The sequence below is a fragment of the Gillisella vitis genome (assembly GCF_001541345.2).
GTDB lineage: Bacteria > Pseudomonadota > Alphaproteobacteria > Rhizobiales > Rhizobiaceae > Allorhizobium > Allorhizobium vitis.
Genome location: NZ_LMVL02000004.1, coordinates 112,960 through 137,668 on the forward strand (window position 1 = coordinate 112,960; position 24,709 = coordinate 137,668).

Sequence of the window (24,709 nt, forward strand, 5' to 3'; positions counted from 1 at the left end):
CGAAACGATACGTGTCAGTTAGCTGTGCTGTTGCGCAGCTTTTCCGCCTCGGCGTAGAATTTCTTTTCCCACTCATTGTGGTTGTCGAGTCCTTCGCGGATGAAGGGCGTGAAGATCGCCATGTTCATCAGCGCCCAATTGACCAGACGGGCCGGGAATTTCAGCGGTTTGGCGAAATCGACGAACAGCACGACGCGGGTCTTGTCGGTGTGGTTCCAGGCTTCATGCTCGTAGGCGTCGTCGAAGATCAGAACCTTGCCCTCTTCCCAGTGGCAGATCTGGTCCTTGACGCGAATGGCGATCTGGTCGCGCGGCTCCGGTACGATCATGCCCAGATGCAGGCGCAGCACTCCGTTATAGGGACCGCGATGGGCGGGCAGATGCTTGCCGGGTTCGAAAATCGAGAACATCACCGTGGTCAGGCCGGGAATGGCCTGCATGGCCTTCCAGGTTTCCGGGCAGGCCTTGATATTGGCCTCGGACTTCACCCCGAAGCCAAGCAGGAAGAAGGTCTTCCAGCGATTGTCCGTCGAAATCGTCTTCACATCGGTGGAAATATCCTGAAAGCTCGGCAGCTCGCTCTGACGAAGCAGGATCTGGTCCAGCTCGGCGCGAATGGCCGGATAGGCCTTTTCCACCTCCGCCACCCAGGGAAAAGTGGCATTGTCATAGACCGGTGGATTACCAAGCTTGGCATATTTGTAATTCAGCTTTTCCGCCCAGGCGACGATGCCCATGAAAAACCGGGTAATGCGGCTTGGCCGGTCCATAGGCTGAATGCCTGATGTGCCGAAGGCTTGTTCCTTGTCCGCACCGGTCGAAGTCTGAGAGGCTGGCATATCCATCGGTATCACTTTCTGATGCAACAATTCCGTACAGCGGTGCCGATCACACCAGCGCAGGGGTTGAAAAACCCAAACGCCCGAAAAATGGAAAAATAGAGGCAAACCGGATTTCGTCCAGCCGCCAAAGCCCTGTCACCCCGCATCTTGTGAAATCACTGTCACAATTTGCGTTTCTTACGCAATGGAAAAACAGCAGGAAGCGGCGCGAACATCGCCAACCACTCTTGCAAAACCCCCGGCTTGCCGTGACAGTATCCATCCATCCTGTTTCCAATCAGAAAGCGCCAGAATACCGGCATGGCCGCACGCCAACGCATCATTCCCGTCCGACGCCAATATAATCGCTGGGTGGCCGACCAGACGCTGGAAGATTATGCACTGCGCTTTACTGCCAAAAGTGCGCGCCGGTTTTCCTCCAGCCGGATTTCCCAGACTGCTATCGGCGCGATTTCCTTTCTGGCCTTGGAAGCGATCGGCGGCACCATCACGCTGTCCTACGGCACCACCAATGCGTTTTTCGCCATTCTGGTCGCCGCTGTGCTGATGCTGCTGGTCGGCTTGCCAATCAGCCGTTATGCGATCCGCGAAGGCGTCGATATCGATCTTCTGACAAGAGGGGCTGGTTTCGGCTATATCGGCTCGACGCTGACCTCGCTGATCTATGCCAGCTTCACCTTCATGCTGTTTGCCATCGAGGCCTCGATCATGACCGGGGCCTTGGCGCTGGCCTTCGGCATTCCACCGTCGATCGGCTACATTATTTCGGCTGTTGTGGTCATTCCGCTGGTCACCTACGGCATTCAGCTGATTTCGAAATTCCAGCTTCTGACCCAGCCGATCTGGATCGTGCTGAATATCGCGCCCTTCGTGTTCATCGCCTTTCAGGACTGGGAGAAATTCGACCTTTGGCGGGCCTTTGCAGGCATCCACCAGTCTAATGCCGGAACGCAAAGTATCGCGCCGTTTCGCCTCGCCGATTTTGGCGCCGCCTCCGCCGTCATCCTGGCGTTGATGCCACAGATTGGTGAGCAGGTGGATTTCCTGCGCTTCCTGCCGCCGGAAGGCGGGCGCAAGCTGCACCACCGTTTCATGGTGTTTCTGGCCGGTGCCGGCTGGGTGGTACTGGGCGTGCCGAAGTTGCTGGCCGGGTCCTTCCTGGCGGTGCTGACGCTATCGACCGGTGTCAGTCTGAGCGAGGCCGCTGATCCCGCCCACATGTATCTGGCCGCCTTCGGCTATATCCTGCCCAATGAAACGCTGGCCATGCTGCTGATGGTCGCCTTCGTGGTGGTGTCACAGTTGAAGATCAACGTGATGAATGCCTATGCAGGCTCGCTGGCCTGGTCGAATTTCTTCTCCCGCCTCACCCACAGCCATCCGGGCCGGGTGGTCTGGCTGGTGTTCAATGTCGGCATAGCGCTGCTGTTGATGGAGCTTGGCATCTACCGGCTGTTGGAAGCCACCCTCGGGATCTTCTCGATCATTGCCATGGCCTGGCTCTGCACCATTTCCGCCGATCTGTTCATCAATAAGCGCTTGTGCCTTGCACCACCGGGCATCGAGTTCAAACGCGCCCATCTCTATGATATCAACCCGGTCGGTTGCGGCACGCTGTTGATTTCGGCGGGTCTGGCGCTGGCGGCGCATTTTGGCCTGTTCGGGCCGTTACTCGCCTCGCTCTCCACCTTCGTGACGCTGGTCGCCTTCCTGATTTCGCCGCTGATCGCCTGGAGTACCAAGGGCAAATTCTATCTGGCCCGCAAGCCGCGCCATGCCTGGAAAAACCTCAGCCATATCACCTGTTCGATCTGCGAACATCCATTCGAGCCTGAAGACATGGCCTGGTGTCCCGCCTATGCCGCGCCGATCTGTTCGCTGTGCTGCTCGCTGGACAGCCGCTGCCATGACATGTGCAAGCCCAAGGCCCGGCTCAACACCCAGGTCGGCACCGTTGCCCGCACTGTTCTGCCCAGCACGGTGATTGAAAAGCTGACGACCCGGCTTGGCCGCTATGCGATGACCAGTGTCGGGGCGATTTCGCTGGTGGGGGCGATCTTGGCGCTGATTGCCCATCAGGTTTCCGCCGCCTCGCCAGAAACCGAAGTGGTGGTGAATGCGACGATCCTGATCGTGTTCTTCGTATTTTCGGTGATTGCTGGTATCGCCACCTGGTTCTATGTGCTGGCCCATGACAGCCGATTGGTGGCGGAAGAAGAATCCTACCGCCAGAACAGCCTGCTCCTGAAGGAAATCGCCGCCCACCGCAAAACCGATGCCGCGCTTCAGACGGCCAAGGAAACGGCAGAAGCTGCCAACCGTGCCAAGAGCCGCTATGTGGTTGGCCTCAGCCATGAATTGCGCACGCCGCTCAACGCCGTGATGGGCTATGCGCAATTGCTGGAGCAGGATGAGACCATTCCCGCGCCACGCCAATCGGCAATCAAGGTGATCCGCCGGTCTGCCGACCATCTCTCCGGGCTGATCGATGGGCTGCTGGATATTTCCAAGATCGAGGCTGGACGCTTACAGGTGTTTTCCGCCGAGCTGAACATCCATGATTTTCTCGATCAGATCATCGACATGCTGCGCCCGCAGGCCGAGGCCAAGAGCCTGACCTTCAACCACACCCGCGCCAAGAACCTGCCGCAATATGTGCGCGCTGACGAGAAACGGCTGCGCCAGATCCTCGTCAATCTTCTGTCCAACGCCATCAAATTCACCGATGCGGGTACGGTCAGTTTCGACGTCGCCTATCGCAGCCAAGTCGCCAGCTTCACCGTGACCGATACCGGGCGCGGCATTGCCGAAAAGGATCTGAACCGGATCTATGAACCCTTCCAGCGCGGCGAGGCCGACAATATCCGGCCCATGCCAGGACTGGGGCTGGGCCTGACCATCACCAAGCTGCTGACCAATACGCTGGGCGGCGAAATCGCCGTGGAGAGCGAAAAAGACCATGGCACGACCTTCCGGGTGCGGCTGATGCTGTCTTCCGTTGACCGGCCCAGCACCGCGCCAAAGGCGGAACGCAAGATCCTTTCCTACGATGGCCCGCGCCGCACAATCGTCGTTGTCGACGACAACGAGGATCACCGCGAACTGATGCGAGAGGCGCTGGCGCCTCTGGATTTCATCGTGCTGACCGCCACTGGCGGGCCGGATTGTCTGGCGCTGATCGAAGGTGTCAAACCCGATCTGTTCCTGGTCGATATTTCCATGCCCGGCATGAATGGCTGGCAATTGGTCGAGCGGCTGCGTGATGCAGGCCAGAGCGCGCCGATCCTGATGCTGTCAGCCAATATCGGCGATGGCGCGGTGCGCGAGCCCGGCTCCGGCGGCCATAACGACGCCATCCCCAAGCCCGTCGACGTGAAAATGCTGCGCGACAAGCTGGCTCGCCACCTGAAACTACGCTGGCTCTATGCCGAAGACATGCCCCCGCCCGCCCCCGCCTTGCCTGCTGGCACGCCGCGCGATCCCGGCCTTGCCCACCGCGAGGACCTGCGCAAGCTGGCCGAAATCGGCTATATCAGGGGCTTGGAAAACAAATTGCAGGAACTGGCCAAGACACCGGATATGCTGCCCTTCACCGATGAATTGCGCCCCTTCGTCCAGGCTTTCGATATGGCCGGGCTGATTGCCTGTCTTGATCGCTATCAGGAGGGCGCGGCATGAGCGTGCAGAGGCCATCGCCCAACCGCCAATCCATTGCCGGTCTTGCGCCGAGACATCCCCCATCCAATCTCCCCACCCGAGGGGGAGATGGCCGGCAGGCCAGAGGGGGGCGACTTGGTGTAAAGGCTTGTTTTACGCAACGCCTCACTCCGTGGTCTGGCTTCGCCCCCCTCATCTCCCTGCCGGGATCTTCTCCCCGACGGGGAGAAGAGGAGTGCCGCCGCCCTCCCGCTCGCTTTCTTTTTCTCCGCCCCTTGGACATCACAGACCATGGCTGAACCAACCTCCCCCCGCGACATCATCCTCCTCGTCGATGACAGCCCGGAAGCACTGGGCTTCTTGACTGACGCCCTGGAACAATCCGGCTTTTCCGTGCTGATCGCCACGTCAGGCCAAGGGGCGCTGGGCATTGTCGAGCGGATCAGCCCCGACCTGATCTTGCTGGATGCGGTTATGCCCGGCATGGACGGGTTCGAGACCTGTCGGCAGATCAAGGCCAATCCGGCTGTGGCGCAGGTGCCTGTCATCTTCATGACCGGCCTTAGCGAAACCGAACATGTGGTGCATGCGCTGGAGGTCGGCGGCGTCGATTACCTGACCAAGCCGATCAATATCGATGAGCTGCGCGCCCGCATCCGCGTCCATCTTGCCAATGCCCGTTCCGCGCAAAGCGCACGGGTCGCGCTGGACGCCGCAGGCCGCCACCTGCTGGCCTTGCGCGCCGATGGCAGCCTGCTGTGGTCCACGCCGCAAGCCAGCCGCCTGATCACCACCGCCACCGGCCTTGAAGACGGATTGGACACGGTGATCAAAGCCATTGGCGACTGGATGCAAGCCCGCACAGCCACGATTTCCACCGCCGGTCCCGCAACCGCCCCGAATAGCCAACCCGCAGGTGCATCCCGCGACGCTGCCCTGACCTTGCCGCTTGAAAACCACCCTGCCCTGCAAATCGCCTATCTCGGCGCCATGGCCGCCGACGAATACCTGTTCCGCCTTAGCGCTGCCAACCCGCACCGCGAAGACGAACGCCTGCGCCAGGCCTTCGGCCTCACCCAACGCGAATCCGAAGTCCTGCTGTGGATCGCCCGCGGCAAGCCCAACCGCGACATCGGCGAAATCCTCGGCCTCGCCGCCCGCACGGTGAACAAGCATCTGGAACAGATCTATGTGAAGCTGGGTGTGGAAAACCGCGCGTCTGCGGCTGTGAAGGCGGCGGCGGTGTTGCGGGTGGAGTAAAGGGCGCTTGCTCCAAGGTCCAAATCCCAAACCAAGAGCCTCTCCATGAACCGTTTCGTCATCCTCTCCGGCTGCTCCGGCGGCGGCAAATCCACTTTGCTCTCGGCCTTGGCGGCAAAAGGCTATGCGACAATCGAAGAACCCGGTCGACGCATTGTGACGGAGGAACAGGCCGGAGATGGCAAAGCCCTGCCATGGATTAACATGGCCGCCTTCGCCCACCGCGGCATTGCCATGGCACTGGAAGACCGGGAACGGGCGGCATCCCTCCCCGGCTGGGTGTTCTTCGACCGCAGCCTGATTGACGCCGCCACCGCGCTGAAAGCTGCGACCGGCGATGAGACACAATTAAACGCGCTCAAGCACCACCACCGCTATCACGCCCGCGTTTTTCTCACCCCGCCGTGGCCGGAGATTTACCAGCAGGATGCGGAGCGTCAGCATGATCTGACCGCCGCAGAGGAAGAATATCAGCGCCTGTGCGAGACCTATCCGGCGCTTGGATACGAGGTGATTGTGTTGCCAAAGGTGAGTGTTGTGGAGCGCGTGGAATTTATCTTGGCAATGCTTCAGCACCCAACCGCAAGGTAAAACGGTTTTCGGTGAAAACCCCGATATTTTTGCCCGACGGGGCTTATTCTTGCGCATCCGGATTGGTGCTGTGGGCGTTTTGCTGGCTGGCGAGGAACTCTCGCCCTCGCCGAAGGGCAACGCCCGGATCGGACCCACGGTTATATTCCTCAAGGATGATCTGGATGATCTGTTGCCGGGTCTTGGCTCTGCCAAGGTCTTGCCCGGAACTCTCTTGCTGATGGAGCGACTGGCGGGCCTCCTCCAGCCGGTGTTGAAGATTGGTGGCGGCGTCGAGCAGCATATGGTCAATCATGTCGTCCGGTTCCGGCATATCCTACGGCCTCAGTTGGAACTGCTGCGGTGGCGAAAGATGGTAGACCCCGGAATGGATTGGACCATCTTCCCGGACCTTCTGCCTGTAGTGCAACAACAGCGCCAGCACGGTCGCCACGAAAACCGGCGGCACGACGATAACAAGGGCTTTCACCCAGTCGGATGTCGATTGCCATGTATCGAAAAGATCAGCCCAGACATTATAATCGGCCATTTCCCATTTCTCCCACGCTGGAAAACGAGCGATCACCAGAGAACTGTCTCTGGTGATCGGGGAGTTCGTAAGCCGGAAAAAGAACGACCGTCTCGACCTTTAAGCCGAAGCTCTGGACATACGTCGAGACCTCCCCGACCATAGAGAATGGCAGAGAGCGAACCGTATAGACACGGTTCACCGCCTCAGCCACAAACCTATGGCTGAGGGGTGTCATTTAACGATCGACACTGACCGCTTTAACCGGGGTTACGACGCCCCAAGACCGGCTCGTTACAACCGATCTCACCCATGTCTTAGCGCATAACGCGTGGGGAGGAAAAGAGGGGATTGGTGTGATTTTGAGCGTGGGGGGAATTGGTGGCGTTGTGCTTGGCGGCCTACCCCCTCTGTCCTGCCGGACATCTCCCCCTCAAGTCGGGAGATCGACTCGGAGTTTATGCCTCACTCCTGATTTTCTCGTCGGCAAGTCGATTACACAAGCAATGCTAGAGAAAGGAGCGGTTTCGTCTATCCGATCTCCCCCCTTGAGGGGGAGATGGCTGGCAAGCCAGAGGGGGGTATTCTTGCACCAAGGCCCACCATCCCCAGAACCACAGGCGTCTTGGTCAAACGATTGAAAGGACCGCGCGAAATAATCTGCACCGAGCATGTCCCAGTTGTTAGAGGTCGGATGTGGGGCAGGATGCGGGATCAAGCGACACCAACCAGATATCGCCACGCTCCCTTACATCAACTCTTCACCGACAGCCCCCCTATGAGGCCATTCCCGATCTTCCGCAGAGACTTCAACCGACTCATCGCATTGAGACAGCAATTCCTCCAGCGTGTGCCGAGGCCGCGTCTGCGGCTCGATTATAAGACGACCATTGTCGAACGTCATCACGACCGTTGCCCCATCAACGAGATCCGGTCATCAAGGCAATTAGATAAAACCTCAGCTTGGAATATAATGATTTCGGTGGCAAAGCAGTTAAATATAAGGTAATTTTCAAAAGAGAGAATTGGGATTATGTTATGCGCCATAATATATTTTTGCTGACTATATTTTCTGCGTTCGCATTTTTTGCTCAGCATACAGCAAGTGCGCGCTTTATATCTCCAGATAGCTGAGACCCCAATATTCCGGGTGTTGGGACGAATAGGTATTCGTATGCAAGCAATAATCCGGTGAACAAAAGTGACCGCAACGGCCATGCGGATGGCGGTGAGATTCAAATCGATTCTTTCGATCACCATGAAATAGAAAGAAATGAAACAGCTTCAAGAGAAGCTCAGGACTTAGGCCGCACCTACAGTGTTGAAAGCCAAGCCTCTCTAATGCCAGGCAATGAGGACGAAGAAGGCAGGCAGCGAAACAGAGATTATGTGTCGAAGACTTTTGACGGAATGACACCGACGCTTCAAGAGCGATCGGCGTTAATCAATCATGAGCCAGGACGATTTTGGGAGTTGCGAAGCCTCCAACATGATCTAGTCGCTGTACATGGTTTAAATTCTCTAAACCCTAAAAATAATATAATGGATTATATTACTGGGGGACATGCAATCAACAATCGCGTCCGGGGAATGTCTTTAAAGTACAATTGGCAGAGCGCAAATATCAGTGCGATCAGAGAACGACTGATGCAAGAGCATTTAAAAGCAGTAGGCGCAGATAAAATTGGAAAATTTGGTTTATTAAATCCCGGACAATTCTACGATTATCACGCAAAAGTCTTCGGGGAATTTGGATTGCCCGCCGGAACATTTGGTGGATCGCCTGTTTTCGGATTTCGCGTTGAATCCTATATTACAAGCGGCATTTGGCGTTCTTCATGCGACACTCATTAAAAATCATGTCGCTATTTTGTCTGCAATTAATGGCTATGGGAGCATCAAAAACAGAAAATACTATGGAATATTCATTCGAATCAAACGACGAAATTACATACAAAACAATAACAATTGGAAATATATTATTTAAAATACCTGCATCTTTTGTCATTTCCCAACCCAATGACGAGTTGTATTATAAAATACTAGGCCTTGATACGGACAAAAGCGCATCTCTAACGATTCCAGCCAATACAATAATTAAGAAAATTCAAAATTATGAAAAAAAGGCAGAACTACTATCAAACAATCTATATTTAAGAATAACCCCATTATCCGATTTTGAATTCTGGGCTTACTCCAAAAATCCTGAAATCATGACATATATTGCAAACGCTCGATACCATGCCACCAAAAGCGAACAAGGATATATTTTAAAAAAACCGCATAGCGATGAATGGTATCTATTTTCTGTTGAACCCGCGGCTATCCAAGACAAAACTGATGTTTTTTCATTCTGGCTTGGCACATGCGCAGACGTTACAACAACTCAGACACAAAGTGGCCACATAAATAGGTGCGACAGCTATGCAGCATATGATAAATTAATTATCAATTTCACTGTCTACGGCAAGAATATTTCATTAATACCAGAAATACGCGAGTATATAAAAAATCAATTATCTGAATGGCAATTAAAAAAATAATCCAGAAATTAATACCAAGTCTCGAAGATGCTGACGCATCCTCGACTTGAAGAAAATGAAAATATCTCAAAAGCGTCAGAGCCTTGAGATATTTTAAAGGGGAATATGAAGAGTCATTTTCAATGAATCTTCGTATAAGATCGCCAAAGCACCTAAATTGGACAATCCGATTTGCGCTGACGACCGAGAAGCCTCACGGCGTAACACCCATGCGCGCCTAATCGATGAAATCCGGTAAGGCCTTCCATCACAATTTGATCGACAGCCGCTAGCCCTACCAGCACCATCACAAACAAAATCAGCCGCAAAGCTCTCACTTTGCGGCTGAAAAATCTCATATCTGCTTCAAGCCAGCCACCCCAGCCAGCCCTACCCCATCAAGCCGCTAGCGCTTGCGCATCTCTTGGAATCTCAACATCGATCTCCAAAATCGACACGTGCTCGTCACGGTCCACCTTGATGCGGACCTTGTCGGCATCAACCTGGACGTGTTTGGAGATCACGGCCAGGATTTCCTCGCGCAGGATGGCGACGAGGTCGGAGCCTTGGGCGGCGCGTTCGTGGGCGAGCAGGACTTGCAGCCGTTCCCGCGCCATCGGCGCCGAGGTTGGCTTGCGGAACAGGTTGAAGATGCTCATGCGGCCCTCCGTGCGAAAATCTTGCCGAACAGGCCACGCTTTTCCTCGGGCATGGACACCGGAATTTCCTCGCCAGCCAGACGGCGGGCAGCTTCGAAATAGGCCTGGGCGGGAAGGCTCTTGGCATCGGCCAGCGTCACCGGCGCACCGATATTGGAGGCTTTCAGCACGTCCATGCTTTCCGGGATGATGCCGAGCAGCGGGATGGAGAGGATTTCCAACACGTCCTCGACCTTCAGCATATCGCCGCGCTGGGCGCGGGTGGCATCGTAGCGGGTCAGCAGCAGGTGCTTTTCCATCCGCTCGCCGCGCTCGGCCTTCAGGGTCTTGCTGTCGAGCAGGCCGATGATCCGGTCCGAATCGCGCACCGAAGACACTTCGGGGTTGGTGACGACAACGGCGACATCGGCGTGGCGCATGGCCAGCGTCGCACCGCGTTCGATCCCGGCCGGGCTATCGCAGATCACCCAGTCGAAATGCTTTTTCAGCTCGGTGATCACCCATTCCACGCCTTCGGGCGTCAGATTGTCCTTGTCGCGGGTCTGCGAGGCCGGCAGCAGGTACAGCGTATCGACCCGCTTGTCGCGGATCAGCGCCTGCGGCAGCTTGGCATCGCCCTGGATGACGTTGACGAGATCGTAGACCACCCGGCGCTCGGCGCCCATGACCAGATCGAGATTGCGCAGACCGACATCAAAATCGATCACGACAACCTTGTCGCCGCGCTGGGCAAGTGCCGCACCAAGGGCAGCCGTGGAGGTCGTCTTGCCGACGCCGCCCTTGCCTGATGTCACAACGATGACCTTCCCCATTTCATTCTCCTGTCTTTCGCCGCATGCGGCACAAGCTTCGGGTCGCGCTGGACCAAATTTCCAGCGTATTAAACGTCAACTTTAACCAGCGGAGTCGGCGTCAAGCTGACGTCCGCGCGGCTCAAACCAGCATCAGGCCATTTTTTCAGCCTTGATGACATCGTCTTCCAGCCAGAGCTGGACAGGCTTGCCCAGCAATTCCGGCGGCATGTCCTCGGCCATCTTGTAGATCCCGTCGATGGCCAGCAGCTCGGCCTCCATCTTGCGGCAGAAAATCCGCGCCGATGCATTGCCGACCGACCCCGCCATCGCCCGACCCCGCAAGGCGCCGTAGATATGGATCGACCCACCGGCAATGATTTCGGCGCCTGAGGCAACCGAACCGATCACCGTCACATCGCCTTCGGTGAAAATCACCGACTGGCCAGAGCGCACCGGCTCATGCAGCAACAAGGATTGCACCACGGAGCGAGCCTGCGGCGCAGTTATCATCGCCTGGGGTGCTTCAGTCTCGCCGATCTCGTCACTCTTGCCGGAGGCTTTGGTGGCTTTACCAGTCTTTTTCTTCTCGTCGGCTGGTGGTGATTCAGGCTCGGCCTTCGGCACGTCAACATCGGAAACCGGGCGGCCACCCTTGAGGATCGGCGGCATGCCGCGTTCCACCATCGACGGACGCGCGCCTTCCAGACCCATGATGCTGACATTGCGGCTGGACAGCTCGGCAATCAGGGCCTTCAGCTCATCCCGGCTGATCGCCAGTTCCGCTACATCGAGAACCACCGGGCGACCAAGGAAGAACCCAGCCGAGCGCGAGGCCAGATCGTCCAGCCTTTCCAGCCAGTTATCAACCGGCAGGTCCGGCGAAAGCACCACCGCCAGAAACGAACGGCCTTTGATACGGATTGAGCGGGGTTCTGTTAGCACTTCGGTCATCTTTATGAACAAATCGTTGAGATGGTTTACGGCTGATTTGGTTAACAAAAGGTTAACGCGACACTCCAATCCGTTAAGACAACCGATATGGATGATGCTAATTGGCTATAATATTCAAATCGTTAGAAAATTAATTTTGCGGTTGCGCGCAAACACCACTGAAGCGTGCAATGCAAAAAGCCCGGCGCAAGGCCGGGCTTTCGTCTCCACTGGCAATGCCTGCAGAAATCAGTTTTCGAAGTAGGAATACTTGCCGTCAGGGCCTTTCTTCCAGGTGTACATCACGTAGTCGGGACGGGTGATGTCGCCCTTGGCGTCAAAGCCGATCGAACCGATAACGGTGGTGAACGGACCCTTGGCCTTCATGGTTTCAGCAACCTTTTCCGGATCGGTGGAACCGGCAGCCTTGGCAGCGTCAGCAATGATCTGCAGAGCGGCGTAGGAATACAGCGTATAGGCTTCCGGCTCAAAACCAGCGTCGCGGAACTTCTTGACCGCGTCCTTAGCGTTCGGGTTGTTACGCGGATCCGGCGGGAAGGTCATCAGCGTGCCGTTAACGGCGTCGCCAGCAATCGAGGCCAGTTCGTTGGACGTGATACCGTCGCCCGACATCAGGGTCGCCTTGACACCCTGGTCAGCCATCTGACGCAGGATCAGGCCAGCTTCCGTGTGCAGGCCGCCAAAGTAAACGATGCCGACGCCGGCTTCCTTCATCTTGGCGATCAGAGCCGAATAGTCCTTCTCACCGGGGGTGATGCCTTCGTAGATGACTTCCTTGACGCCCAGACCATTCATGGCCTTCTTGGTTTCGTCAGCAAGGCCCTGACCGTAAGGGGTCTTGTCATGAATGACGGCAACCTTCACGCCCTTGAACTTTTCAGCAATGTATTTGCCAGCAACCGCGCCCTGCTGGTCATCGCGACCGCAGGTGCGGAACGTGTTCCACATGCCGCGCTCGGTAAATTTCGGATTGGTGGAGGCTGGCGTGATCTGCAGAATGCCATTTTCGGCATACACGTCAGAAGCCGGGATCGATACGCCCGAGTTGAAGTGGCCGATCACATATTTGACGCCATCGGCCACGAATTTGTTGGCGACGGAAACGCCCTGCTTGGCATCCGACACGTCGTCGCCGAGCACGATCTTGATCTTTTCGCCATTGATGCCGCCGGCTGCATTGATATCGGCAGCGGCCTGTTCGGCACCCTTCTGGAGCTGTGCGCCGAAAGCAGCGTTCGGGCCTGTCAGGGGACCGCCGACACCGACGATGATGTCAGCCCAGGCGGTGCCGCTGAAGGCAACCATGGCTGTCAGCGCCACGGCTGAAAGAAGCGACTTCTTCATTCTGATACTCCCAGTTTTTAGGGCGGGCTTCATTCGATCCCCCGCGCAACACCCACCTAGATTGCGCCGGAAAACTCTTCCACTCTTTATTATTGCAATTTCCCCGGCCATCAGAGGCGAGAAAAACGATACTGTCAATCTTTCTTCTTCCAAGAAAGCGGGGAAGTTTTTTCATAGAGCCAGTAATAGTTACCGGCCATCTGGCGGGTGCGTCGCTGGCGGAAACCGACCATCGAAAACACCAGCAGAACGACAAAATCCATCGCGTAAAGACCGATATCCAGCATCGACCCCGCAAACAGGGCATGATGGAGAAACCGCATCACCAGCGCCAGCAGCAGTGTGTAGATCAGCACCCGGCCATAGCCTTCCCAGTTTTCGGCAACGGCCTTGCCGGTGCGCCATGCGGTCCAGAAGCCAAGCAGCACCACGAGAAAACGCAGCACCATCCGCACCTGATCATCCGTATCGAAAAACAAACCCTGCATGTCTTTTCCCCTCCGGGGTCTTTTTATCCGCAGTTTATCAGCACGGCACGGCGATTAATGCCGTCCGCCTTCAAGATAGGCAGCACGCACCTGAGGGTCGGCCAGCAATTCCCGGCCGGAACCGCTCATCGTCACCAGTCCGTTGACCATGACATAGGCGCGGTCGGACAGTTTCAGCGCAGCAAACGCATTCTGCTCGACCAGGAACACAGTCAGCCCTTCTTCCTGGTTGAGCTTCTTGATCGCCTCGAAAATCCCCTTGACGATCAAAGGCGCCAGCCCCAGCGACGGCTCGTCCAGCAATAGCAGCTTTGGCCGCGCCATCAGCGCCCGGCCAATCGACAGCATCTGCTGCTCTCCGCCGGAAAGCGTGCCGCCGCGTTGGGCGTGGCGCTCTTTCAGGCGCGGGAACAGCGTGAAGATCTTCTCGACATCCTCCTGGAAATATTTGAGATTGTCGAGACCGGCACCCATTTGCAGGTTTTCCATCACCGTCATGCGCGGAAAAATCCGCCGCCCTTCCGGTGATTGGGCGATGCGCTGGCGAGCGATCAGATGGGTGGGCATCTTGGTAATGTCCATGCCATCGAAAATAACCCGACCGGCGCGGGCCTGCGGGCTGCCGCAAATCGTCATCATCAACGTCGATTTACCAGCACCATTGGCGCCGATCAGGCTGACGATCTCGCCTTTTTTAACCTCGACGCTGACACCGCCAAGCGCGCGGATATTGCCGTAATAGGTCTCGACGGCCTCAACCTTCAAAAGAGCTTCAGCAGTCATCACAATTTGCCTCCGGCCACGGCTTCCACATCGGAAATCGCGTCGTCCAGTTCTTCATCCTCGACACCGAGATAGGCCGCGATGACCTTCGGGTCGTTCTTCACGTGATCCGGCGTGCCATCGGAAATCTTCTGACCATATTCCAGCACCACGACATGGTCAGAAATTTCCATGACCACCGACATATCGTGCTCGATCAGCATGATCGATGTGCCGGTTTCGTCCCTGATACCATTGAGCAACGTGTTGAGCGCCAACGATTCCCGTGGATTGAGACCGGCTGCAGGCTCATCCAGGCAAAGCAATTCTGGTTCCGTGCACATAGCGCGGGCGATTTCGAGACGCCGCTGCGCGCCATAGGGCAGATCGCCAGCCGGGTCGTCGGCCCGCTCGATCAGATCGGCGCGCTCCAACCAGAACCGCGCCTTGTCGATCGACAATGCCGCCGCCTTCTTGTAAGCGGGCAAGCCAAGCAGACCGAGCACCGTATAGCCGGAGGCCTTCATCAGCGCATTGTGCTGGGCAACCAGCAGGTTTTCCAGCACGGTCAGGCCGGAAAACAACCGGATATTCTGGAAGGTTCGGGCCACCCTGGCCTTTTTGGTGATCTCGAAATCCGTCAGGCGTTCCAAAAGGAATTCCTTGCCGGCCTTCTGGCGCAGGGTGACCATCCCCATTGTCGGCTTGTAGAAGCCGGTAATGCAGTTGAAGACAGTGGTCTTGCCCGCTCCGTTCGGGCCGATCAGCGCGGTAATTTCACCGCGCCGGGCTTCAAAAGAGAAGTCGTTGATGGCCATCAAGCCGCCGAACTTCATCGACAGGTGTTCGACCGTCAGAATTGGGTCATTGTTCATGATTTGCGTCCCGGAGGTCATCAGCCGTGACCCTCCTTGGTAAAGCTGCCGGAGACGGCCTTGCGCTCCCTGAGGAAGGCCGTCGGCTCTCTGCTGCCGACAAAGCCGCGCGGCTTGAACAGCATCACAATCACCATGGCCAGGCCAAACAGCAGCATGCGATAGAGTTCAGGGGTGAAATCCGGTCCGAACACGTGTTTCAGGAATTCCATCTCGCGCAGCAACTCCGTACCGCCAACCATAACCATGGCTGCGACAGCGATACCGGTCAGAGACCCCATGCCGCCCAGAACCACGATGGCGAGAATAACCGCCGATTCCAGGAAGACAAAGCTTTCAGGCGACACGAAACCCTGGCGGGCAGCAAAGAACGACCCGGCAAAACCGCCAAACATCGCGCCGATGGCAAAGGCCGTCAGCTTGGTCTTCACCGTGTCGATGCCAAGTGAACGGCAGGCGATCTCGTCTTCGCGCAGCGCTTCCCAGGCCCGGCCAATCGGCATGCGCCGCAACTGGATCGTGACATAGGCAGTCAGCATGCACAGCCCCAGCGCCAGATAGAACAGGAAGATCTTGTAATAGGCCGAGGACATCGGCAGGCCAAAGGTCTTGGCGAAGCCATGGGCCGAGGCATCGAAGGGAATGCCAAACAGTGTCGCCTTGGGAATGCCCGATACGCCGAACGTGCCCTGGGTAACATCCGTCCAGTTGATCAGCACCAACCGGATGATTTCCCCGAAGGCCAGCGTGACGATGGCGAGGTAATCTCCCCGCAGACGCAGCACCGGAAAGCCGAGCATGATGCCCCAGAAGGCGGCCAGAATACCTGATATCGGCAGCAGCAGCCAGAAGGACAGGCCGAAATGCTGCGACAACAGCGCGTAGGAATAGGCACCGACCGCATAGAAGGCGACATAGCCGAGATCGAGCAGCCCGGCCAGGCCGACGACGATGTTCAATCCCCAGGCGAGCATCACATAGATCAGGATCTGAATGCCGAAGTTATCGACATATTTCAGCGAGCCCTGCGTGCCGACCAGAAAGAGAATGACCGGCGGATAGAGGATCAGCGCCACAAGCGCGATCTTCAGGAAATGTGTCTTGAAGAACGACGGTCGGGCGCCAGCGGCGGCAGCGGGCTTTGCAGCGGCCTGCGCCTTGCGCGCCGCCGACCAGGGGCGCAAGACAGCGACCACAGCAAACCGGCCAATAGCGGCAATGGCCACGAAAATCGATAGAAGGCCCCAGCGCGTATACCAGACCAGGGCATTGTTGATGTCCTGGTCGGTCTTGATGCCGATGAACAGTACGAACAGGCCAAGCGCCAGCAAGCCAGCGAACACGGCTTCTTTCAAGGCCCGCGCCATCAGGCCGGGCTGCGCCTTGACGGCAGAAACGTCGATATTTGCCATGATCTCAGACCTTCTCGACTTCGGGACGGCCCAGGATGCCGGTCGGTTTGAAAATCAGCACGAAAGCCAGGATGCCGAACGTGGCGACATCCTTGTAGGCGATGGTGAAATAAGCGGACCACAGGGATTCGATCAGACCAATCAGCAAGCCGCCGAGAACAGCGCCCGGCAAAGAGCCGATGCCGCCCAGAACCGCCGCCGTAAAGGCCTTGACGCCGGGAATGAAGCCATCGGTAAAGGAGGCAACCCCGTAATACATCAGATACATGGTACCAGCCACGGCAGCCAGCGCCGCCCCCATCACGAAGGTGACGGAAATGGTCCGGTCGACGTCGACACCCAAAAGGGCCGCCATCTTACGGTCCTGCTCGGTGGCGCGTTGAGCACGGCCAAGCGGCGTCTTGTTGACGATATACCAGAAGGCCGCCAGCAGCACCGCCGTTACCGCGACGATGATCATCTGCTTCAGCGACACGGTGATGGCGCCGAAGTGATAGACATCATTGACAAGCGCCGGAATTGGCTTGTTGCGAGGGCCTTGCGAGACCTGAATGAAGTTGGACAACGCAATCGACATGCCGATCGCCGTAATCAGCGGCGCCAGCCGGAAGGACCCGCGCAAGGGCCGATAGGCGACCCGCTCGATGGTCCAGTTCCACAAGCCGGTCATCACCATCGACACAACCAACATGATGAGCAGCGCCAAAGCCACTGGAATGCCTGCAAAAAATGTCGTGAGAAGCAAAAAAACAATCAAGGCGGCAAAACCGCCGAGCATGAAAATATCGCCATGGGCAAAGTTGATCATGCCGACGATCCCGTAGACCATCGTATAGCCAATTGCCACCAGGCCATAAATCGAACCAAGCGTCAGCCCGTTGATAAGCTGCTGGATGAAATAATCCATACATTATCCCCCGGATGCCGATCAAACGCAGCATCCATATGTTGTCCCATTCGGGTTCTTCGTGTTGGAGGGATTTGATATCGGTTTCGACAAAAATGTGAAGCCTAAAAGCTTTGCAGCGCGTATTTTTCTGTCAATTGCTCAACATATCGGCAGTTTTTGCACAAATTCGGCATTAAACCTGGAATTGCGCTCAAAAAGCGCGCAGATGACTCCGGGTAAACTTGCCGAATGAAAAAAACCTGGATGGTTTCGTTGTTTTTTACGACGGCATCAGCAGCCGTAGCGCCAGGTCCACACGCATGCGGATTTCGCTGTCCAGATCCTCCCCCTGCTTGCCGAACATCAGAACCTTCGTCTGCAACGGTCCCAGGACCGCCCCGACAAAGATGTCGGCAATATCGCGGCGATCAACCCCCTCGGATGGGCTGACCGCGACGTGGAAATCCAGCTCCTGCGCCAGAAAGGCTCGAAAATTCTCGACACAATCCTCGTAAAACTGCCGGGTTAGATCGGGATGTTTGCCCGCTTCGGCAATGATCAGCCGAGTCACCAGAATCTGGCGTGGCGACAAGACGAACCGTGCCAAAGCCTCGAGCGCCAGCCGAACCCTTTCACGCGGGTCCGCCGTCTGCCCACGCTGGCCACCGATTTCGATCTGCAACTGATCATGAGACTGGATCAACGCGGTAAACAAGCAGCGCTTATCGGGAAAGAACCGGTAGACGGTCTTCTTCGCCATGCCAGCCAGACGCGCTACCTCCTCCATGGTCGCATCGCCAAAGCCCATAGCGTCAAACACCACTTCGGCAGCCTTGAGAATACGCTCACGCCGTTCCTCATCCGGCATAACCGGCAGACGCATGACCACTCGCTGCTGTTCGGACATCGATCTTCTCACACTTTCGACTTGACAAACGGAAACGAAAGCGTTTCCTGATCGCCGGGAGGAAACGACAACGTTTCCATGCTTAACGCATAATTTATCAGACCGAAATGGTAAAAGATCAATTCTGCGGCATTCAAACATCTAGACGACTGCGCAAACAACGAACCAAAGGCGAGCTGCTGCATGATTTTCTGAACCGCATCGGGTTCAGGGTAGAAATCATGCAGCAGCGCAAATGCGTCAAGGGAAACGCATGGTGCTTCATGTGCAGGGCGGCAAAGATGTATGGCGGGCATGGTCAGATTCAGGAATATGAAAATGGACCGAAAAACCCTCGTTCTAGCCATCTCGATCGGCATGATCTGTGCCATCGGGCCACTTGCAACGGATATGTATCTGGGCGCCATGCCGCTGATGGCTACGAGCTTATCGACCACAGCCGCGACAATCCAGCTGTCCGTCATGACGTTCTTTTCCGGCTTCACCATCGGGCAAATGTTCTACGGACCGATTTCCGACAGGACCGGCCGTAAGCCGATAATTTATGTGGCATTGGCTATTTTCTGCCTGTCCTCCTTCGGCTGTCTGACCGCATCGACCGGCGAACAATTGCTGGTATGGCGCTTCATACAGGGCGTAGGCGGCTCGATTGGCATGGTCATCGGAACAGCCATCATCCGCGACACGCATACCGGCCCGGCAGCCACAAAGCTGATGTCCATGGTGATGCTGGTCATCGGCGTCGCCCCGATCCTCGCACCCTTTGCCGGCAGTCTCATTCTGAAAATTGCCAATTGGCAGATGATTTTCGTATTGCTCGGCTGTTATGCGGCGCTATGCTTGCTGGTCGTCGCGATCTGGCTTCCCGAAACCCGGTTGCCGGCCGACCGCGCTTCCAGCAAACCCAGCCGCGCCCTCATTACCTATGGCGGCTTGCTGATCAGCCGCAATTTCATCCCCTATGCCGGCACCATGGCACTCGTCCAGGGCGGATTCTTCGCCTATATCGCCGGGTCGTCTTTCATGCTGATGACGGTCTACGGGCTTTCGGCCATCAGTTACTCGATTATCTTCAGCACCAACGCAATCGGCCTTGGTATCGGCACACAGATCTGCAACCGGTTTGCCACACGGTTCGGCGTGAAGGCCGCGGTACGCGGCTCCGTGCTGCTCTATACGGTCATCGCCCTGATACTGGTCGCCACCCAGCTGACCGGCACCGATAGCCTGACGGTCACCTGCATCCTGATGTTCATTCTCGTCATGTCCATTGGCGGCATCATGCCGGGTTGCAACGTGCTGGCAATGGAAGCCCATGGCACCATTGCCGGAACCGCCGCCGCCCTGGCGGGAGGCCTTTCCTTCGGCGCAGGCGCCCTGTCCAGCTTTGTCCTCGGCTTGCTGGAAAACGGCACCGCACTGCCTCTTGTTTCCGTCATGGCCGGTTGCGGTATCCTGGCTGTACTTGTTACCCAGGTATTTTTCGAGGACCGGCAAGAGACAACAGTTCCTGAAAAAGCCTGATGAGGATCGGAAATTTTGCGCGAATACCGGCGCGGTAACTGTTTACATATGCTACATAATTCTCGATTTGAATCGATTTCGCTTTAAGGAATTATGCAGTAAAACGATCGGGCAAGCATTGCCGCTTGCCCTTGACAGCTCCTGTTTATTCAATCCTATTGCAAGCTGAAGAGCTGCGCGCATGCATAGCGATGCCGCCCGCCTTTTGCGGTGTCGATCACAGGGTTCTGTGGAAAGAAATACGAGGCGTCCATTGAAAATGACCTTTCGTATTTAACTTTCAAATGCCTCAAGCCACTGATAAGCTTGAGATATTTTACATTGATCAAAACGGGAAATGCGGTCCACAGTGTAGATGCCCTCCTAAGAAATGGCAATAAAAGGCACTTTCATTCATCGATTCAATCGTTATAAACTAAACTTAAGCAGGCAGACGGCAGAAAAATATGGCCATCGTTTCGAGGGGAAACGCCGAAAGATGATAGCAGCGCATGACACGAGGACAATCGTGACGTCACAGCAAAACATCGTCGTGCAGCAATTGCAGGTCCGCCGTGAAGCTCGTGCCGTTATCAAACGCCAGCATCCCCGGGTGATCTGGCTCACCGGCCTGTCTGGCTCGGGAAAATCCACTGTCGCCAACGCGTTGGAAAGCCAACTGCATAGCCAAGGATACCACACCTATATTCTCGACGGCGACAATGTCCGCCACGGACTGAACCGCGATCTGGGCTTTTCCGATACCGACCGGGTGGAAAATATCCGCCGGGTGGCTGAAGTCGCCAAGCTGATGGCGGATGCTGGCCTGATCGTGATCGTTTCTTTCATCTCTCCCTTTCAGGCCGACCGTGACATGGCCCGCGCCCTGATGGCAGACGGCGAATTCATCGAAGTTTTCATCGATACGCCCTTGCAGGAATGCATGCGGCGCGATCCGAAGGGCCTTTATCGCCGGGCGCTGATGGGAGAGATCAAGCAATTTACCGGGGTCAGCTCCAGTTACGAGGCGCCACAAAATCCGGATATTCATTTGAAGACCACGCAGGCCAATCCAACGGAAATGGCCAACCAGGTGATTCGCTACCTCACAGAAATCGTGCCTGCCTGATAAAAGATATGGACAAATAGAGTGGAAAAATTGAACACGTATCGTGTTAGCCTGCGTTTTTTGAGGGACATGACGTGATCGATTTGTTTGAAAAGGCAGCAATCGCCGCTGGGCGCGATATTATGGACGTGTTCCACAATGGCCCGACGGTGCGCACCAAAAGCGATGCCTCACCGGTGACCGAGGCCGATGAGCGGGCGGAAGCGATCATTCTTGCCGCCCTGGCTGCGCAGTTTCCCGCTATTCCCGTGGTGGCCGAGGAAGCCGTTGCCGCCGGCAATATTCCACAGACCAGGGGCCAGCCCTTCATTCTGGTCGATCCGCTTGACGGCACCAAGGAATTCATTCGCAAAAGTTCCGATTTCACGGTCAATATCGCGCTCATCGAGGCCGGTGTTCCGGTCATCGGCATCGTCTATGCTCCGGCGCGCGGCCAGGCCTATATTGGCGACCGTAGTGGTGCGCTGAAAATCGAGATTGATGCCAATTTCCAACCGGTTTCGCGCCAGTCCATCTCCGTGCGCATCCCTTCGGCCAAGATGATTGCCGTGGCCAGCCGCTCTCATAGTGGTCCGGAAACCGAAGAATTCCTGGTAACCCACGCCATAACCGATACCCGTTCCGTCGGTTCCTCGCTGAAATTCTGCCTGGTGGCGGAAGGGGCGGCCGATGTCTATCCACGGTTCGGCCGAACGATGGAATGGGATACCGCCGCAGGCGACGCCGTGCTGCGGGCAGCTGGTGGCATGACGGTCGGGCCGGACGGCGCACCGCTGCTCTACGGCAAACGCGATCAGCTCAATGATAGCGACTTCGCCAATCCCTCCTTCATCGCCTGGGGTGGCAAGCAGGCCTGAGCTTTCCGCCTTCCCGCGTGAACACGAAACCGGGAATTGCCTGAAAAAACAGATCTCTCCTATCGGTCTTATCCACCGTCAAACGCCCGCACCGATAATGGCGCGAGCGCTGGAGCCTGGCCTGCCGACCACCTCGGCTCGGCCACGCTCCGGATTTTGACAGGATGCGATCTCCGGGCAGGTTTTGTGTGCCAACCGGATATCGCTCCATATCGATGGAGATGACCATGGCAGACAATAGCCCACGCCTCGATTTGCCTTATATCCTGCCCTCACAAGCCCAGAAACATGTCACTCATAACGAGGCGCTGCTGGTTCTGGATGCGGTAACACAGCTTGTGATTGAAGACACTCTTACCAAGCCTCCCGCCTCTCCTGCCGCCGGCTCCTGTTACTGGGTGGCTGCCACCGCGACGGATGCCTGGGCTGGCAAGGAAGCACATATCGCCGCCTGGCAGGATGACAGCTGGGCTTTCCTGGTGCCCGCCGCTGGCTGGCGCGCTTATGTCCGCACGACGGGCCGATTACAGACCTATGACGGCACCGCCTGGCAGGACCTTGCCCTGCCCGACACGGCCTCTTTTACCCGGCTTGGTATCAATGCCACGGCCGATGATACCAATCGGCTGGCCGTGTCGAGCGATGCCGTGCTTTTCAATCATGCCGGTGGCGACAACAGGTTCAAACTCAACAAGGCGGGCGAGAGCAATACGGCAACGCTTCTTTACCAGTCCAACTGGCAAGGTCGCGCCGAAATGGGGCTGGCCGGCTCGGACCAGTTCAGCATCAAAGTCTGCAATGACAGTGGCAGTTGGACCACCGCCCTGCTGATTAGTGGCGACGGCACCGTCACCCAGCCGGCAAGACCCGCCGCTCGGGCCGAACTGACCAGCCCGTCCCTTGCGGTTACCGGCGGCATGGTCACCGGCTTTAACGGGCTGGTCATCAGTCAGGGCAATATGCTGCTTGCCACCGCCACGGCAAGCGGCAATGGCCAAAGCCTGAAAGTGCCAGTCGCAGGGCTGTACCTGATCACGCTCACTCTCTCCACGACAGCGACCAACACCTATACTGCTACCGTAGTGGATAGCGCCCAGACGAGCCTTGCAAAGATCACCATTGGCACCACGACAGTCGCGACAGAGACCCACGCGACAGCCCTGATCATGCTGGACGCCGGAGCCGAAATCAGCCTGTTGCATAATGGCACGGCCACATTTGCCAGCACCGGTGCGGGCGCTAAATTTTCGATATTTCTAATATGACGCGCACTATCGTCGCCAAACCGGCGTAGCAAAATGGCAACAATGTTCCGATTTGAGAAAATAGACCCAAGAAGAAACACTTGTTTCAGAAGGTTAACCATTCGTTAAGTTTGTTCATGACGAGCGCCCTATTTGGGACTACATAAGCCACAAGAACTTTAGTCGGGAACAAATGGCGGTGCGAAAGCGGAGGAAACACACTCTGCCCGCAACTGCACGCAACCAAGAATCTGGAACAGTCGACACCGGCAAAATCGGATCGGCTGTTCCAGGAGGGACGAGGCTGGAATGGGTGTACCGCATGCACAGCAAGGCCTTCAGGCACGTCGCATCAACCGACGACGGACACGCATTTCAAGAAATCGAATTCATCTGATTGCAAAACGAAGCCTCGACATCCTGATCGCGATCAGCGCATTGATGATCTTGCTGCCGTTTCTGCTGTCGGTCGCCGCGCTGATCAAGCTCACCTCCCCCGGTCCGGTCCTGTTTCGGCAGATCCGCTGGGGCCGCGACCAGCAGAAAATCCGCATCTACAAATTCCGCACCATGTATGCCGCAGAATGTGACGATAGCGGCGTGCGGCAAACCACCGAAAACGATCCGCGTATTACAGCGGTCGGTGCGGTCCTGCGACGCACCAATATCGATGAGCTCCCGCAATTACTGAATGTGTTGAAGGGCGACATGTCGCTGGTCGGGCCGCGCTGCCACGCGATCGGCATGTTGGCCGCTGGCATGCCCTATGAGGATCTGGTTGCCGACTATCATCACCGTCATCAGGTCAAGCCGGGTCTCACCGGCCTTGCCCAGATGCGCGGCCTGCGTGGACCAACCGGTTCCGTCGCCAAAGCCCGCGCCCGGATCGCTGCCGATCTGTTTTATGTGGATAATTTTTCGTTCTGGCTCGATATCAAGATCATTCTCGGCACCATCCATTCCGAACTGACCTGCGGCAAAGGCTTTTAAAGAGAAGGATCTCACCTGATCTGGCCGGAATTATCCCGTAAAAACTCTTCCAGCGGGGAGAGAGACTGCAAATTCTTTCCACATTCGACAAATTTGTCTCGAAAAAACGCAACGCCGTAGCGTGCCACCCAGCAGTTTAGTCCGTCCAAGCCCTCTCTTGGTGCCATTGATTCGCACTGCGCTTAGCCAAAAGCCAAAATCTGTCAAGTCAGAACGCTCCACCGATCACGAATTATTAAATTCAAACCCTTGGATTCCACCGGGATCAAACTTTACGCAATTTGTCTTGAGTAGAAACCAATTAGGATAGACAGCTTAACGGCAATAAACTTTGTGATAGACGATATATATACATAAAATTGGTGATTTCGAACTTGCGAGCGGCCGGTCAGAGGGTCGTCTTCATCCGAAAACGCCGTTTCTACGTGACATCAGCAGCCTTGGCCAAGTCCCTAAAATTCTTATCAAATTGTTACCCGGTGCTTAGGTAATTTTTAAAGGTGCGGCGTTAGATTTCTGGTCTGT

24 protein-coding genes and 1 pseudogene are annotated in these 24,709 nt (G+C 56.4%); 11 read left to right on the top strand and 14 right to left on the bottom strand.

Going from position 1 to position 24,709, the window contains the following annotated elements:
* Window positions 1-14: 14 nt before the first annotated feature.
* Window positions 15-845 carry an ornithine lipid ester-linked acyl 2-hydroxylase OlsC gene (gene olsC / locus ASB66_RS15290; protein ID WP_081089043.1) on the bottom strand — a complete coding sequence of 277 codons (831 nt, stop codon included), beginning with the start codon at window positions 843-845 and terminating at the stop codon, window positions 15-17.
* 297 nt (window positions 846-1,142) lie between these two features.
* On the opposite strand from olsC, the gene ASB66_RS15295 reads away from it, so the two are divergent.
* The 3 genes from ASB66_RS15295 (at window position 1,143) to ASB66_RS15310 (ending at window position 6,350) form a co-directional block, all read left to right on the top strand.
* Complete coding sequence (locus ASB66_RS15295) at window positions 1,143-4,520, top strand: hybrid sensor histidine kinase/response regulator (RefSeq protein WP_114386704.1); 3,378 nt, start codon at window positions 1,143-1,145, stop codon at window positions 4,518-4,520.
* A 270-nt stretch (window positions 4,521-4,790) separates the two neighbouring features.
* Complete coding sequence (locus tag ASB66_RS15305; protein WP_060718139.1) at window positions 4,791-5,759, top strand: response regulator transcription factor; 969 nt, start codon at window positions 4,791-4,793, stop codon at window positions 5,757-5,759.
* 45 nt (window positions 5,760-5,804) lie between these two features.
* Window positions 5,805-6,350, top strand: a complete 546-nt coding sequence (locus ASB66_RS15310; RefSeq protein WP_060718140.1) for an AAA family ATPase — start codon at window positions 5,805-5,807, stop codon at window positions 6,348-6,350.
* Between the two features lie 43 nt (window positions 6,351-6,393).
* Here the strand turns inward: ASB66_RS15310 and ASB66_RS26730 are convergent, their stop codons facing one another.
* Window positions 6,394-6,645, bottom strand: a complete 252-nt coding sequence (locus tag ASB66_RS26730; protein ID WP_234613062.1) for a hypothetical protein — start codon at window positions 6,643-6,645, stop codon at window positions 6,394-6,396.
* Window positions 6,646-6,666: 21 nt separating this feature from the next.
* Window positions 6,667-6,879, bottom strand: a complete 213-nt coding sequence (locus ASB66_RS26735) for a hypothetical protein (protein WP_060718142.1) — start codon at window positions 6,877-6,879, stop codon at window positions 6,667-6,669.
* A gap of 1,170 nt (window positions 6,880-8,049) precedes the next feature.
* Between ASB66_RS26735 and ASB66_RS26485 the strand changes: the two genes are divergently transcribed.
* Both ASB66_RS26485 and ASB66_RS15335 read left to right on the top strand, forming a co-directional pair.
* On the top strand, window positions 8,050-8,712 hold the full coding sequence (locus tag ASB66_RS26485) for a hypothetical protein (RefSeq protein WP_171430930.1): 663 nt from the start codon (window positions 8,050-8,052) through the stop codon (window positions 8,710-8,712).
* On the top strand, window positions 8,697-9,401 hold the full coding sequence (locus ASB66_RS15335; RefSeq protein ID WP_147274049.1) for a hypothetical protein: 705 nt from the start codon (window positions 8,697-8,699) through the stop codon (window positions 9,399-9,401). The genes ASB66_RS26485 and ASB66_RS15335 overlap by 16 nt, the downstream gene beginning before the upstream one ends.
* Before the next feature lie 377 nt (window positions 9,402-9,778).
* Here ASB66_RS15335 and minE read toward each other — a convergent pair whose 3' ends face one another.
* The 9 genes from minE to ASB66_RS15380 form a co-directional block, all read right to left on the bottom strand.
* On the bottom strand, window positions 9,779-10,039 hold the full coding sequence (gene minE / locus ASB66_RS15340; protein WP_060718144.1) for a cell division topological specificity factor MinE: 261 nt from the start codon (window positions 10,037-10,039) through the stop codon (window positions 9,779-9,781).
* Complete coding sequence (minD, locus tag ASB66_RS15345; protein ID WP_060718145.1) at window positions 10,036-10,851, bottom strand: septum site-determining protein MinD; 816 nt, start codon at window positions 10,849-10,851, stop codon at window positions 10,036-10,038. Before minD ends, minE begins: the two co-directional genes overlap by 4 nt.
* 132 nt (window positions 10,852-10,983) lie before the next feature.
* On the bottom strand, window positions 10,984-11,784 hold the full coding sequence (gene minC / locus ASB66_RS15350; protein ID WP_060718146.1) for a septum site-determining protein MinC: 801 nt from the start codon (window positions 11,782-11,784) through the stop codon (window positions 10,984-10,986).
* 228 nt (window positions 11,785-12,012) lie between these two features.
* Entirely contained in the window at window positions 12,013-13,128 is a 1,116-nt protein-coding gene (locus ASB66_RS15355) for a branched-chain amino acid ABC transporter substrate-binding protein (RefSeq protein WP_060718147.1), read from the bottom strand.
* Between the two features lie 134 nt (window positions 13,129-13,262).
* Entirely contained in the window at window positions 13,263-13,616 is a 354-nt protein-coding gene (locus ASB66_RS15360; protein ID WP_060718148.1) for a DUF6867 family protein, read from the bottom strand.
* Window positions 13,617-13,670: 54 nt separating this feature from the next.
* The gene (locus tag ASB66_RS15365; protein WP_041697011.1) at window positions 13,671-14,399 is read right to left on the bottom strand and encodes an ABC transporter ATP-binding protein; all 729 of its coding nucleotides are present in this window, start codon (window positions 14,397-14,399) and stop codon (window positions 13,671-13,673) included.
* A complete protein-coding gene (locus ASB66_RS15370) occupies window positions 14,399-15,274 on the bottom strand; it encodes an ABC transporter ATP-binding protein (RefSeq protein WP_060718149.1) in 876 nt (291 codons plus the stop codon). The genes ASB66_RS15365 and ASB66_RS15370 overlap by 1 nt, the downstream gene beginning before the upstream one ends.
* Entirely contained in the window at window positions 15,274-16,665 is a 1,392-nt protein-coding gene (livM, locus tag ASB66_RS15375; RefSeq protein ID WP_060718150.1) for a high-affinity branched-chain amino acid ABC transporter permease LivM, read from the bottom strand. The genes ASB66_RS15370 and livM overlap by 1 nt, the downstream gene beginning before the upstream one ends.
* Window positions 16,666-16,669: 4 nt before the next feature.
* A complete protein-coding gene (locus ASB66_RS15380) occupies window positions 16,670-17,572 on the bottom strand; it encodes a branched-chain amino acid ABC transporter permease (RefSeq protein ID WP_070149762.1) in 903 nt (300 codons plus the stop codon).
* Window positions 17,573-17,636: 64 nt separating this feature from the next.
* Between ASB66_RS15380 and ASB66_RS26255 the strand changes: the two genes are divergently transcribed.
* On the top strand, window positions 17,637-17,807 hold the full coding sequence (locus tag ASB66_RS26255; protein WP_156586011.1) for a hypothetical protein: 171 nt from the start codon (window positions 17,637-17,639) through the stop codon (window positions 17,805-17,807).
* A gap of 27 nt (window positions 17,808-17,834) precedes the next feature.
* Here ASB66_RS26255 and ASB66_RS15385 read toward each other — a convergent pair whose 3' ends face one another.
* Together ASB66_RS15385 and ASB66_RS26745 are read right to left on the bottom strand one after the other, a co-directional pair.
* Window positions 17,835-18,461, bottom strand: coding sequence for a TetR/AcrR family transcriptional regulator (locus ASB66_RS15385; RefSeq protein WP_060718152.1), 627 nt, complete (start codon window positions 18,459-18,461; stop codon window positions 17,835-17,837).
* A gap of 8 nt (window positions 18,462-18,469) precedes the next feature.
* Complete coding sequence (locus ASB66_RS26745; protein ID WP_234613118.1) at window positions 18,470-18,925, bottom strand: hypothetical protein; 456 nt, start codon at window positions 18,923-18,925, stop codon at window positions 18,470-18,472.
* Between ASB66_RS26745 and ASB66_RS15390 the strand changes: the two genes are divergently transcribed.
* The 5 genes and pseudogenes from ASB66_RS15390 (at window position 18,819) to ASB66_RS15410 (ending at window position 24,184) form a co-directional block, all read left to right on the top strand.
* A complete protein-coding gene (locus ASB66_RS15390) occupies window positions 18,819-19,985 on the top strand; it encodes a multidrug effflux MFS transporter (RefSeq protein WP_234613097.1) in 1,167 nt (388 codons plus the stop codon). The genes ASB66_RS26745 and ASB66_RS15390 overlap by 107 nt on opposite strands.
* A gap of 520 nt (window positions 19,986-20,505) precedes the next feature.
* Window positions 20,506-21,093: pseudogene (gene cysC / locus ASB66_RS15395) on the top strand (adenylyl-sulfate kinase); the annotation flags it as partial.
* 74 nt (window positions 21,094-21,167) lie between these two features.
* A complete protein-coding gene (gene cysQ, locus ASB66_RS15400) occupies window positions 21,168-21,950 on the top strand; it encodes a 3'(2'),5'-bisphosphate nucleotidase CysQ (protein WP_081089045.1) in 783 nt (260 codons plus the stop codon).
* Between the two features lie 227 nt (window positions 21,951-22,177).
* Complete coding sequence (locus ASB66_RS15405) at window positions 22,178-23,215, top strand: DUF2793 domain-containing protein (protein ID WP_060718155.1); 1,038 nt, start codon at window positions 22,178-22,180, stop codon at window positions 23,213-23,215.
* 288 nt (window positions 23,216-23,503) lie between these two features.
* Complete coding sequence (locus tag ASB66_RS15410; protein WP_081089047.1) at window positions 23,504-24,184, top strand: sugar transferase; 681 nt, start codon at window positions 23,504-23,506, stop codon at window positions 24,182-24,184.
* Window positions 24,185-24,709 lie beyond the last annotated feature (525 nt).